This window comes from Nocardiopsis sp. TNDT3 (assembly GCF_003427465.1).
GTDB lineage: Bacteria > Actinomycetota > Actinomycetes > Streptosporangiales > Streptosporangiaceae > Nocardiopsis > Nocardiopsis dassonvillei.
The window spans coordinates 1-12,524 of sequence record NZ_QPFC01000822.1 but is presented as its reverse complement, the minus strand read 5'-3'; the positions used below and the strand labels follow the sequence as shown (position 1 = coordinate 12,524).

The 12,524-nt window shown below is 60.3% G+C and carries 10 protein-coding genes; 6 read left to right on the top strand and 4 right to left on the bottom strand.

The genetic code is table 11. The features are described 5' to 3' along the window. Positions 1 to 635: AAA family ATPase (locus tag DQW06_RS20015; RefSeq protein WP_157983509.1), on the bottom strand; the 635-nt coding region annotated here is incomplete at its 3' end. Then, entirely contained in the window at positions 632 to 1,030 is a 399-nt protein-coding gene (locus DQW06_RS20010; RefSeq protein WP_157983508.1) for a hypothetical protein, read from the bottom strand. The genes DQW06_RS20010 and DQW06_RS20015, both read right to left, overlap by 4 nt. 400 nt (positions 1,031 to 1,430) lie before the next feature. On the opposite strand from DQW06_RS20010, the gene DQW06_RS20005 reads away from it, so the two are divergent. The 3 genes from DQW06_RS20005 to DQW06_RS19995 all read left to right on the top strand — a co-directional run bounded on the left by DQW06_RS20005 (position 1,431) and on the right by DQW06_RS19995 (position 3,825). Then, complete coding sequence (locus DQW06_RS20005) at positions 1,431 to 1,676, top strand: hypothetical protein (protein ID WP_117199095.1); 246 nt, start codon at positions 1,431 to 1,433, stop codon at positions 1,674 to 1,676. A 471-nt stretch (positions 1,677 to 2,147) separates the two neighbouring features. Beyond that, positions 2,148 to 3,074 (top strand): DNA-processing protein DprA, encoded by a 927-nt coding sequence (locus tag DQW06_RS20000; protein WP_117199099.1) that lies wholly within the window; start codon positions 2,148 to 2,150, stop codon positions 3,072 to 3,074. 166 nt (positions 3,075 to 3,240) lie between these two features. Continuing rightward, positions 3,241 to 3,825, top strand: coding sequence for a hypothetical protein (locus DQW06_RS19995; RefSeq protein ID WP_157983507.1), 585 nt, complete (start codon positions 3,241 to 3,243; stop codon positions 3,823 to 3,825). Positions 3,826 to 4,037: 212 nt separating this feature from the next. Here DQW06_RS19995 and DQW06_RS19990 read toward each other — a convergent pair whose 3' ends face one another. Continuing rightward, on the bottom strand, positions 4,038 to 4,220 hold the full coding sequence (locus DQW06_RS19990; RefSeq protein ID WP_117199098.1) for a DUF397 domain-containing protein: 183 nt from the start codon (positions 4,218 to 4,220) through the stop codon (positions 4,038 to 4,040). A gap of 210 nt (positions 4,221 to 4,430) precedes the next feature. Further along, on the bottom strand, positions 4,431 to 5,294 hold the full coding sequence (locus tag DQW06_RS19985) for a helix-turn-helix transcriptional regulator (protein ID WP_117199093.1): 864 nt from the start codon (positions 5,292 to 5,294) through the stop codon (positions 4,431 to 4,433). Between the two features lie 2,509 nt (positions 5,295 to 7,803). Here DQW06_RS19985 and DQW06_RS28980 point away from each other — a divergent pair. The 3 genes from DQW06_RS28980 (at position 7,804) to DQW06_RS19975 (ending at position 12,323) form a co-directional block, all read left to right on the top strand. Further along, positions 7,804 to 8,820: a hypothetical protein gene (locus DQW06_RS28980; RefSeq protein ID WP_157983506.1), complete on the top strand. Its 1,017-nt coding sequence runs from the start codon at positions 7,804 to 7,806 to the stop codon at positions 8,818 to 8,820. 90 nt (positions 8,821 to 8,910) lie between these two features. Then, positions 8,911 to 10,227 (top strand): NucA/NucB deoxyribonuclease domain-containing protein, encoded by a 1,317-nt coding sequence (locus DQW06_RS19980; RefSeq protein WP_157983505.1) that lies wholly within the window; start codon positions 8,911 to 8,913, stop codon positions 10,225 to 10,227. Between the two features lie 1,172 nt (positions 10,228 to 11,399). Continuing rightward, positions 11,400 to 12,323, top strand: coding sequence for a transposase (locus tag DQW06_RS19975; RefSeq protein ID WP_232833092.1), 924 nt, complete (start codon positions 11,400 to 11,402; stop codon positions 12,321 to 12,323). Positions 12,324 to 12,524 lie beyond the last annotated feature (201 nt).

Sequence of the window (12,524 nt, the reverse complement as noted above, 5' to 3'; positions counted from 1 at the left end):
CCTTCGCGGCTGGTGGCCACCAGCCGGTGCCCGCCCGGGCCGGGCAGCAACGGCCGCACCTGGGAGACAGAGTTGGCGTTGTCGGCCACTATCAGTACCGGACGCCCCTGTTCATCGGCTCCGGTGAGAGAGGCCAGCGCAGAACGATAGAAGGAGGCTCTCTCTTGCGCACCCGCAGGGATGTCCTGCGGGTTGACCCCCATCTGGCGTAGCAGCACGTCTAGGGCGGCCTCCGCGGAGAGAGGTTCGGCACCGGGAGCGTAGCCACGCAGGTCCACGAACAGGTGCGCGCAAAACCATCCCGATGCCCAAGCGACCTGGGCGGCCTTGAGCGCCAGCGCGGTCTTGCCTACTCCGCCCATTCCCGACAGAACCGAGACCACCACCGATCTTGGCGTAGTCGCGGGGTCCAGGCGAGCGGTGATCTGCTCCAGGTCCTGGGCTCGGCCGATGAACCTGTCGGGCGGTCCAGGTACGGCGTCTAACGCCTTGGGCGCGACCGGGCCCTGGTGGATGTGGGTGGTGTTGCCGACCCCGCCGTGGACAGTCCCGGCCTGCACGACGGTCCCCGAGGGGTTGCCAGTAAGGGTGTTGTGGACGTTCCTGGGAGGTGTCTGAGGGGGCGGGTCGCTCATGAGTGCTCGTCGTCGCGCGTGGTGTCGGGGCGATGGTGGTGTTCCTGATGCTTGACGGCGACCGGGCTGTGGAAGGTACTGCCGGAGAAGTCGACGCGGTCCCCGGTGTGGTGGGTGGCGTTGCCAATGCCGCCGTGCACGGTGTGGGCCTGCACGGTGGTCCCCGAGGGGTTACCGGTGATCGTGTTCACCACGCTCCCCGGGGAGGGGGCGGACGAGGTCTGGCCGGTGGAGGAGGAGCGCAGAGCCCACAGGCCGACCAACAGGGACGCCACTCCCATGGGTAGGGAGGCGATGCCGGCGATCTGGTTGAGTTCGTTCAGCCCCCACCCCAGGTCGAGGAAGAGCCGGGGCAGTGCCCAGAACCCGGCCAGCACCAGCGTGATCACGCCCAAGACTAACGCCCAGACCTTCGTGTGCCCCATACGGACAATTGTTCCCCGTCCGGGGCGTTGCGGACAGAGGTTCGCCGGAAACAGTCAGACCTCGCCCGCTCCCCGCGGAGGCAGAGAGTGGAGTTCAGGTAGCGCTGGAACCAGCTTCGATGATCCTTACGAGACCAGGCCCTGTCGAAGAGCCTCCGTTGCCCCTGCTCGGTTTATCTGGTTCGTCTCCTTGAGAGCCGGGTCGGTGAGGTGATGCACGATCAGCACGCGGCATCTGAGCCACGTGTTCTCCGGGGGCGCATGCTCGGCATCTTCCCGTTGTCCTGTTTCGGCCAACTGCCCTACCAAGGTGTACGCGGCGCAGGAGCCGAATACGCTGTCATCCTCGTAAGCGCGAGCAAGGAGTGCCATGCCGCAGCCCGCTTATGTCGTGTCTGGCGCAGTCGCCGTGATCGTTGGAGCGTTCCTGTTCGCGATCTTCGTTGAAGACAGCCCTGCTCTGCTCGTTCTGGTCATCGGTGTCATCGCAGCAACCGTGTCCTACCTCGGTTACCAGGCGGACAGTAGCGGTGGGTCCGGCTCCAGCGGTGGAGCCGGTTATAACGGCCACTCCTCTGGCGGCGACGGGGACGGGGGCGGGGACGGAGGCGATTGAGCGTTGGGCCTCTGCGCGCTCGCGACCACGCTCATGTGTGCTCGTCACCGCTGGCCGACGCGGGCCTGCCCTTCTCCCGAGCGGCCCCGCACCGTGGACTCACCCAGACGACGCCGAATACAACACAGCCTCGGACCCCAGGAATGCCAGGAGGCCCTCTCGACACGCGCGTGACGTGGGGCTCGGTTCCATGGCCTCGGTCCGCTGAGTGCGCCGTGAGGCTTCTTTCAGGCACCGGGCGTTTCGATCGGGTTTGCTCCTGGTGGTCGCTGGTGTCGCAGGCGCGGGGCGGTGTCTGTGAGCACACCATCACGCCCGCGGCCGGTGGCGCATTCCCAAATGTCAGAGCAGTACATACCATAGAAAACGAACACCCGTACGCAACAGGCGGAGCGGAGTCCGACCAGAACCGAGGAAGTTCAAGCCATGCCAGGGTTGGGGACCAACAGGTCAGCTTCTAATATCGGTGACATGCACCCCATCGATGAGCGAACCGCGATGCTCGCTCTGCTGCTGCGCAAGGGCGTGCGATGGTCGTCGGTGACCGACGAGGTGATGGAGACCGGAAGTGCCCTCGCCGTCTTAGAACAGGCCGCGGGCCAAGACACTCTCTTCCCCTCCCTGGTCGAGCAGGCACCCGAGGTCGTGCAAGCCCGCGCGCTGATCGACTCCTGCACGAGCCAGCAGGTGCGGGTGCTGTGCTTCTTTGACCCTGACTACCCGGGCCAGCTCCGCGACATCCATGAGATGCCGCCGGTGGTGTTCACCCGCGGGCATGTCCATCCCGATCCTCGAGCGATCGCTGTGGTGGGCTCGCGCAAGGCCTCTCCTTACGGGTTGCGCATGGCCTACAACATCGCCTCGCGTTTGGCGGGGATGAACGTAACCGTGGTGAGCGGGCTGGCCGACGGTGTGGACGCAGCAGCCCACCGGGCAGCCCTGGACCACCACGGGCGCACCGTCGCGGTGATCGGCACCGGCATCAACCGGTACTACCCTCGCCAGAACACAGGCCTGCAGGATGAGATCGCCGCACACGGCATGGTCTTGTCCCAGTTCCTACCGGATGCCCCGCCCACCCGGACGTCCTTTCCCATGCGCAACGCGGTGATGAGCGGGTATGCGGCCGCGACCATCGTCGTCGAGGCCGGCGAACACAGCGGCGCGCGCATCCAGGCCCGCTACGCCCTCCAACACGGTCGCCCACTCATTTTCCCTCGGGAACTCCTGGTCAACCAGTGGGCCCAGAAGTTCGCCCAGCGGCCTGGGGTGTACGTGGTCGAGAACATGGAACAGATGATCACGACCGTGGAAGAGCGCATCCGCGACGCGACGACCACCGCGGCCGACATCACCCAACAGGCCCACGTCACAAAGGAAGAGGCGTTTGCCTGGTAGCCCCGCGCGGGAGGTCGTGGAGCGCTCGGTCGCCGAGCAGAGCAACTACCTCGCCCCGGTCCTGAGCGGTGCCCCTGGGGTATGCCCGTTGTGCTTTGGCGCCATGCCTTCGAGCTCGACGCGCTGCAGCAACTGTGCCGATGCCCTGAAAAGGACCGGGAGCAAGGTGGCTGATCTGGCCACGCCCTTGACCTACCGGCTTGGCTACACATACGACAACCAGGCGGCGCATGACCTGCGCGCTTACAAGGCCGTTCCACCCAGCAGCGAAGCCCAGCTGCGCCTGACCTGCTTGTTCTGGCACTTTTGCCAGCGTCACCTGGTGTGTATGAAGGAGCGCTTGGGGATCACGGGGTTCACGCACGTGGCCTTCGTCCCCAGCACGAGAAGAGCCCGATCCGTTCACCCTCTCCAGGCCATGCTCTCGCCGATGATCCCGCTGCCCCGGGCCGAGCTGACGCTCAACGAGGGCATCGACCCGTCTCGGCGCGCTGTGCACACGGGGTGGTTCACCGCCGATGCCGTAGCTCCTGTGGATAAGCGGCCCACGGCTGTGCTCTTGATCGATGACACGTGGGTCACCGGAGCGCGGGTGCAGTCGGCCGCGCACTGTTTGAAAAACGCCGGGGCCGAGAAGGTGGCCGTCCTGGTCCTGGCGCGGCAGATCAACCCCGACTATGAGCCCGCCAAGCCGCTGATCGCCCAGGTCAAGAGAGCATCGTACGAGCCTGACACCTGTGTGTGGCACTGACGCGTCCTGCGATAAACGACGCGGCTCCGAGCACCTTCAGCGGCAGCGGTGGATCGTGATTATACTCGCCGGAGCAGCCATCCTGGCGCGGGTTGAGCCCAGGCACACCCAGGGTGCAGCGCAGGCCAGGGCATGGCTTCGACGTGTATTCACCGAACGGGTCAACACTCGACGCACCATAACTATTGGCGCTCTTTTTGGTGTTGATTGGTTTAATCTCGCATCAGAGCAATCAAGGCCGACCATTCTCCTGGCCTCACCGACAGACAAGGTCCTGTCGTGTCTTGTGTGTCTCTCATGAGCGTTCCGTCTGTGGTATGAGCGATTTGGACGCAGTTTCCTCGGTCAGCGGAGTAGCTACTCTTGCACCACGCCGGTTCTAGCCCTGTGGCCATAGCGTCCTCACTCTCATCGCAGCGGGGGGAGCGCCTACGGATGACACTCGCCATCGACCCCTGCTGAGGCAGCTGCACAGCGAGTGGACCGACAACCCAGGACAGTCTAATTGCGGATCCTGGCAATCGCCACCGGCTCAATATTTCCCAAGGGCACGCGACAGGCACGTATCTGCCATGTTGGAAATAGCGCACATGGGCGCCCTGATGCTATTTTGCCCCGCAGGCGTACTCCGCGATGAGGGTGAGAGATTCTTCGGGGGACAGGGAGTCGACATCTAGAGCCTCTGCGAATATCTCCGCATATGGCTCGGTGTCATCTTTTTTGTTGGTCAGCTTGCATGTATTGAACTGTTCGCTGTACAGAACGGGATCAAGGCCGTTATCGAACTCAAGCAGGATGAAAGATCCTGATTTCAGTCCGAAGTGGGATCCGTAGCCGTCGGGCAGGACACGGATCTCGATCTCGGGGGCCTTGGCCAGGGCGAGCAGGTGGTGGAGCTGGCGTGACATCAGCCCGCCTTCGGACGCGCCCATCTTCTTGCGAAACACCGTCTCGTCCAGGAGATAGGTCTGCCGCGGGCGGGGAGTACGGGTGCCGATCCAGCTCTGGCGGCGCATACGGATGTCCAGCAGGGGTTCGACCAAGTCCTGTTCTTCCCAGGCCTTGATGATCCAGTAGGCGTACTCCCGGGTCTGGAGCAGGCCGGGGATGACACCGTTTTGGACCTGCAGGATGCGGTCCGCTCCTGCCTCGAACCCGACGAACCGCCGGTAGTTGGGGGTCATTAGCTTGCGGTAGGGGTCCCACCACGCGCTCTGACGCGCCGCCTCACCTAGTTGGCGCAGTCGCTGCCCCAGGGGTTTGCGCGCGACCTGGTACAGGCTCAACAGGTCCTCGAGCATCCTGAGGGGCAGGACCTGGCTCCCGCCTTCGAAGCGCATCACTTTGGCCTCGGACCAGCCGAGCTCCTTGCCGACCTGTTCCTGGGTCAGGTGGCGTTCGTTCCTTAGAGCGATCAGTTGCTGAATGAGGAGCGCCTGCTGGACCACAGGCCCACGATCGTCACTCATGCTGTCCCTTCAGCGGTGTATCGTCTGGCGTATCTAGACGATAACGTTCTGCAAGGTACCAACTCCCCGCAAGGCCCTCCTGAGCAGGTCGAAATTCCCCGTTGCCTGGTGATTGGCTCTACCATGATCCGTAGCGTCGCCATCTGCCCCTAGAGTGTATATTGCTACCCCCCAACGCGTGGGGTTTTCGCTCTACACAGGAAACGCTTTATTGCCCATATGCCACCATCCCTCCGAAAGCGGACAAAGCATACTTCGCAGCAAACCGTACATAGGTAGACGAAGTTCATATGCGGCTCGTGGCATGCCCATAACGGCGGCACGCGCCAGAGGGCCGCCTGTCCGATCCGATCCCTAACACCTGGGGGTCGAGACCTCTTCGGCCTCCGAGCAGAAGAGAAAGGACAGGCACATGACCCAACCGCCAGAACCCGAGGAGCCCCGAAGGGAGAAAAAAAGCGTTCCCACCTGGATCACCATGGGGCTGGGCGGAGCGCTCTGGTTGTGGAACAACCCTGCGGCTAGGCAGCTTGGCAAGGCCGCGATCAACTACCTCCTCAGCGAGGGCGGAGGTGAGATCGAGACGAACACGCCCCCCGAAGATGGCGGGGGATCACCCGATGGAGTGCCCCGGGGGGAACGCTGAGATGCGTCCCCTCCCGGAGCCCCCGGCGGACCGCTGGAGCCTCGAAACTACTGCGTTCCGCCGTCTGTGAAAACTGAAGTCAGACAGGGCGCGTGAGGTCCACAAACCTCACGTCCGCCCCTGCCCTAGGTACTCCTTGCCCGGTCTCACGGCATCCGACTCCTGTCGGTAGCAAACCTGTGAGACCGGGCTTTCGCGTCTTCGTGGCCTGTGCACGTCTGCACTGGCCGAAGGCACGCCACCTAGCCTTGGAAGGGAGGCTGTCCTGACAGGAACGAGAGCAAACTCTAGCCTCATTTAGCTCAGACCGAAACTCTGGAAATGACGTAGGCCACCAGGTGTCTGTTCTACGAACTCTGTCCGCACAGCCGACGCTCCCTCCGAGGCCGCCCTCCTCCCCTGGTCACCCATCGAGTATTTTCGCGTTCTCTCATCGTGGGGAAACGTGTTCGAACTGCCGCGCCGCTGTCATGGGCGGGAGCAGCCCATCACTGTCGTCTCAGCTCTTACCGCTCTCGCAAGCGGCACCCACCGCAAGACATGCCGACCACCAACCGTGTTCGGGCACCGTCGTGACCGCAAGCCCCTTGGAACGCGCGCTCCGAGCACAGACGGATGGCGTTACACGCCCAGCATCAGCCAAAGCCACGTCGCAGCACGGGCAAGCACCACTAGGACTGGCCGTATACAGGACTGGGGTCGAGTTCTTCGGCACATCCACCCTGACCCACCCATGCCATCCACGTAGTGCCTCACGGATATCGCCGCCCCTAGATATAGGGCCAGAGAACGGTGTGCGCTCCGGGAAGGCCACTGCACGGTTACTCGACTACTAGACGAACACCATTAAGGCCACCAGCACCCACCCGTAGACACTGTCCGGGCACCGAGGCCCTGCCCTGAAGGAGGCAAGACGCCGAACGGCCCTCCCTAGTGACCGCGACCTTGACCGCACCCGAACTCGAACACACCCAGGCCGCCATCGGCTTACCACTACACCTGAGTCAGCACCTAGACCGTAGGCGTCGCTTCGAGGACCTGGCACAGATCCCACGTCTACTCAAAGAACCGCCTCCACCGTCGGCGACACCTGTGGCGAAGCGAGAAGGTGTGGACCAGCCTTGGTGAGGCGCTGTGGCAGACACACCGACGCAAGAAGGCTATCGACGTTCACACCTGCGCACACGAGACCCACCACCAGCTTGGTGCCATCCACTGCGGAGCGTAGGCATGGAACAACCTCGGAGCGGCTTCCCTGAGCTCCGGCCAGCAGATGGTGGTGTGTTCCTAACGGCCGGTTCCGGCCATCTCAACCTCACCCTGGTGCCCAGGTGCCCCATGCGCGGTTTGATCGGCAAAGCGGCACGAGAACCTGCTGTTCAGGGCCCTAGTCCTCCAAGTTTTCCTCTTTCTCGGATCTCAAACTGGCTAAAAGACACTCTCACCGAGGGTCACACTCTTCACCCTGGGCTGATGGCGGTCAATCCCCAACCAAGCGTAATGTATTACACGCTTGCCAAAATTAAGACTAATGCCAATCGGACTTTGAAATCAAAAACAATTTTTTCGTGAAATACCAAACAGAGGAAGAGCATGCCCTTTCGCCGCTCCAGCCTAATAATCTCTTCAATGATACTTCTCTCCAGCTTCTTGGCCGCTTCTCCCGCCTCTGCCGATGCACCTGAATGCGTGTCAGGACCTTGGTCTTATAGAGCAGATCTGTGCGCTGGCGCCCCGGAGACGATCATGGGAGTATTTGGGACTTGGAGAAACGTAGAGGTAGAACATTCCAGCGACGCCCTACCCGAAGCTCGCACACATCTCTCCTTCACCATAACCCCGGACTCAAATAGTAGCCTGACCATGGGAATGGAAGCCTTCTCTCAAGGAGGCATCGAACTTTATGGCCCCTACTGGGAGGAGTTGTCCGGATGGGAACAGCAATACCATGCGATATACCCGGTCCGTGGACCTGCCGATCCCGACGGGACCAACAACACATATATGATAATGCGATCCGATATCAATCACCCCTGGGATATATTCTACAACTACAACCATATTGATTATTCCTCCATGGCGGGGCTTTCTAGAATCTACGATGTCCACTTCATGCTGGGATCTTTCGACCCAAATAACACTCGAATAAACAAGCTTGAGGCGCGCATTCAGTATCTGACTGGCAATCAATACTGGACTCGCTTTTTGATGGAAGACGTGGCTACGGATATGAGTACCACATCCTGTAGCGCGGCAGGAGCAGTCGAGGAACTCTGCTTGAACTCTTTGACACATTCCACCGAGGAAACCGGCCGCCTGTTTTCACATTGGGAGCTAGAAAAACCTGGCATTTCATCGAGCGCATCACAGGAAACCGAACACACTTTGGAAGGTGCGTCGTCTCGTATATCAGCTTCGGCAGAAGACTCTGCAGAGACCATCAACGGTGTGAACCAGAAAGAACTAAAGAACTGCATGGAGAACTCCCCGGATTCATGTCTTCAAGATGTTGCAGGATTGGCTGATTGTGTCGAAAACCGCGAGATCTGCAACACCATGAGCAACCCTGTCAATATGGACCCGAGCACGACCAGGAGCCATGAAATTTCAGTCAGTGAAGAAGATATCCGAACCAGAGCGAGTTCCCGATACAGCGTTGCGGGGAGCGAACTGAATATTTCGGCAACCAACAAGCGTTCCTTCGAAGAAAACTACGGCACTACTCTGCCTACTGCTTGGGAGTCGGACGCACCTCTGTGGCTGGTGACGACGGACAGCACCGTCACTATTAATAGCAACCTTCAGTACGAAGGCGTCAGGGCGGTGTATGACGCTACAACGGGACAGCTCGTGCACGCCTGCTCGGGAAGCAACTGCTGAACCATGTCCTGACACGCAAAAAGGCAGGAATATCATGTACCTCCTTCAGCATCACCGAAGGTAAGAATCGATTGACCGATAAGGATGGCTATGCTATTTTCAAGCCGTAGAAAAAATATCTCCAAACATGTAACGGCGACCTCTCTTGTCGCTTCAATGATGCTTGTTGCTTTCACTGGAAACTCGTATGCGTCAGCAGTAACATTATCAAATGAAACCGAGACGGACTCGTACGCGTGGGTCGAGCTCACCGAAGAAGAGTGGGAGGAGTCAAGGGCGCGTCCCGGGGCTCCGGAGCTCAGACCCATCGAAGATTACCTGGATGAAACCTCAGAAGGACCGGACGCGAGCGAGAACTCCGGGCATGAGGAAAATTTCGAGCTACTATCGGCTACAGACGAGCAAATAGAGCAACTCAAAACTCAGTGTGCCGAACAGGGGGAGATAAACAGCAACATCGGATGGATTAAGGATCGCTTTCACTCCTGCGTGCACCGCGAGCAGATGGCCACCCTCATGAGCAACATCGGACCTCTGCCTATAAGCAAAGGAGAGCTATTTTATGACATGTGGCTGTTGGGGTTCACTTATAGAGGCACGCGCCAGGTGGACTATGTCGTCATCGTAGATAATGTTTTCGCTGCTCCCGCAATCGGAGAAGATCCCACCAGCTGGAAGATCACTCACTCGTTCGAGCCTAGTATCAGCACTGACAAACTCACAGTTCCTGCTGACACCGAACGAAGCGCAACCCTCCTCGAACTGGCAGCCTCGCCTCAATGGGCATTAACGTACACTGCTCCAACTGACGGCCCCAAGTATGAGCAGGGTGACCTACAAATCGTCTCCCCTCAAATCATCATGAGTACGGAAGTAAGTTCACCCGGAGCCGCCTCCTATAACCAAGCCCAGTCGGCTGTTTCTAACGTGAGATTTGACTATGCTGGTAATATCGGCAACCATGAGCAGGGGACAGTCTTTACAGACGCGCGCGTCACCTATTCTCTTAGCTTAAGCGATCCTGCAGTTCGTGAATCCGCTCTGCATATCAGGGATGCCCTGGACTACCCGGAAAGGACCTTTCCTTCATGGCTAGGAAAGACCGTACCTGGGGGCAAGGAAGAACCCTTGCATAGACTGATTAACCGAGCACGCCAAGACGACAATAGGGATACTGCAGTAGAGAACTGCGAAAATGTCTGGGGCGATTATAACGGCACCTTGCTTAACTGCGACGAATACCCATTCTCCAGCACTTACGAAGGGGCTTCCCTCGGTAACATGAGGTACTCATCGCGTCTCATCGAGGCCCGCGATAACCAGCTTGCAGGTGCACGGCTCGGAGGCATGTATGCAAGGAACCGCATGCTTGATGGTGATGCCTTCTACGTACAAATCACACCTTAGGGCGTCTGAGCAGCATAGGTTAGCACTCGACCGCCCCTGTCTCATCACATAAGATAGACGCTGCAGCACAACAGGCCTAGTTTGCCCGTTCTGCTGCAGCGTCATCAATGTGGAACGAAGTCCACCAAAAGGAAATGAAATGCAAATAGCAAGTTTCTCCACCCTGACTACAGCAGAATTTAGGATAATTGACATTCATGACAGCAACCATGAAATAGAATACACACCCACGCTGCAACTCCCCGGGCATACCATCCTTGGAAGAGACCCAGGCCATATCTACATCAACTGCATGGATGACCTCGTCTGCGTGCTCGTGAGTATGCGTGTCTGGGACAGTGTCCCCAACGAGGAAACCGACCAAGGATGGTCAGAACCGGAAGTAGCCGAGTTCTCTTGCAGATCAGGCACCGTCTACGTAAATCAATGGACAAGGGGCATTGCAGATATATGGCACCTTCCCGTTTCGGGTGATTTCCAAATCAGCGTACGACACAAAGGGCGCGACACGATAGAACAAAAAGCCAAGGAAGTCCGTCGGCGGTACTCAGGCCTTGGTCAGCACCCACGGGAACGCGTCTCTCGCCTACACGAGCTGGATGGCACAGAGAAGTACCTGATCGATGCCTGGCCTTTGCTCCAGTAGCACGAATGGCAAGTTAGTGGCTCATAACCAAAAATCAGGCTTTGAGGACCACAGCAGGATCCGTCCCTTTCAGACAGGCCGCGCGACCCTACCCTATATTCATTAGTGCCTCATCCGACTTCCCTGAGACCATTAATGAAAAAACCTGTCCCTCCAGTTCTGGGGATATTTTTCTTTGGAAAAGCGCCTTACGAAAAAGGCCGCGTAACTCGGAAACTCTTTAACGTCGACTCCTTCTAAGTGAACGTTGAGACGGGCACACCTTGGCTCTGTGTAACTGCCGGAGCATGCTTCAACGTGGACGCCCTAATGGAGAGCGTTGAGAACAGACAGCGGTCGGTCGCGGTGCTTGGATCAAACATGCTTGAACATGGACAGCTGATGCGGGGCCGTTGAGACGCCAACCCTAGCTGGGCGTGGTTAACCACTGTCATCCTTCAACGTAGACGTCCCGATTGAGGGCGTTAACGAGTTGGTGCGTGATAGCGGGTGAGGCTTAGTTGGAGGGCCGTGGCATGCTCTGGCCGTGGCGATCAAGCTCAACCGCGCAGTCCTGACCCACCCCTGGTTCACCGGCATCTCCCGTCACCACCTGGCCGCGCTCGTCGAAGAGCTGGCCCACCCCTGGGAGGTAGCGGTTGAAGACCACCGGGACCAGGTCCGGGGCGGGGCGAGGAAACGGGCCGCCGGGGCGGGTGCCCGGCACCGGTTGGTCTTCGTGGACCGTCTTGTGGCCACCCTGATCCACCTGCGCCATGACCTGCCGCACGCCGTCCTGGGCCTGCTGTTCGGGGTCGACCGCTCCACCATGACCCGTGCCATCGGCCAGATCCGCCACCTGCTGGCCGAGCGCGGATGCGCGGTCCCGAACCGCCCGGGAGTACGGCTGCGCACCCTGGAGGACGTGTTCGCCTACGCCCACGCCGAGGGTGTGGAACTGCGGCTGGACGCCACCGAGGTCCAGGTCCGTCGGCCACGCGCGGGGCGGGGCGGCCGACGGGCGTTCGTCTCGGGCAAGAAGAAGCAGAACACGATGAAGGCCACCGTCGTGGCCGACCACCACGGGCGCACGTTGTGGACCGACGCCATGCGACCGGGGCGGATGCACGATGCCACCGCGGCCCGCACCGAGGGCATCGACGCGTGTTTCCGGCACTTCCCCGAGGTGGAGGTGCTGCTCGACGACGGGTACCTCGGACTACGACGTGACCACCCGGGGAAGGCCATCACTCCGCCGCGCAAGCCGAACCGGAGTGCCCTGCCCGAGTTCCACGAGCGGTGGAAGCACCACCGCCACGCGCATTCGGCGGATCGGATCACCGTCGAGCACGCCCTGGCCGACCACAAGCGCTGGAAGCAGTTGATGCGATGGACGCACCGGCGGGAGAACCTCCCGGCCACCTACCGGGCCATCGCCGGGTTGGTCTCCGACCGCACCGCGAACACCTGACCGGCACCACGAGCGGGGCCACCATGCCTCACCCGCTATCACGCACCAACTCGTAAGACAGGGCAGCGGTGACGGACCGGCGGAACCCTTAGGCTCTTCAACGTGACGCCCTGTTGGAAGGCGTTGAGACTCCTGGACGTCGTTCACGTCGCGGGGGTTGGTCCCCTTTCAACGTAGACGCCCTGCTGGAGGGCGTTGAGA

Excerpts from the sequence above, each read along its gene's own strand:
- DQW06_RS20005 (WP_117199095.1), top strand. The coding sequence starts at position 1,431 with ATGCCGCAGCCCGCTTATGTCGTGTCTGGCGCAGTCGCCGTGATCGTT.
- DQW06_RS20000 (WP_117199099.1), top strand. The coding sequence starts at position 2,148 with ATGCACCCCATCGATGAGCGAACCGCGATGCTCGCTCTGCTGCTGCGC.
- DQW06_RS19990 (WP_117199098.1), bottom strand. The coding sequence starts at position 4,220 with ATGGCCACAGGGCTAGAACCGGCGTGGTGCAAGAGTAGCTACTCCGCT.
- DQW06_RS19985 (WP_117199093.1), bottom strand. The coding sequence starts at position 5,294 with ATGAGTGACGATCGTGGGCCTGTGGTCCAGCAGGCGCTCCTCATTCAG.
- DQW06_RS28980 (WP_157983506.1), top strand. The coding sequence starts at position 7,804 with ATGGGAATGGAAGCCTTCTCTCAAGGAGGCATCGAACTTTATGGCCCC.
- DQW06_RS19980 (WP_157983505.1), top strand. The coding sequence starts at position 8,911 with ATGCTATTTTCAAGCCGTAGAAAAAATATCTCCAAACATGTAACGGCG.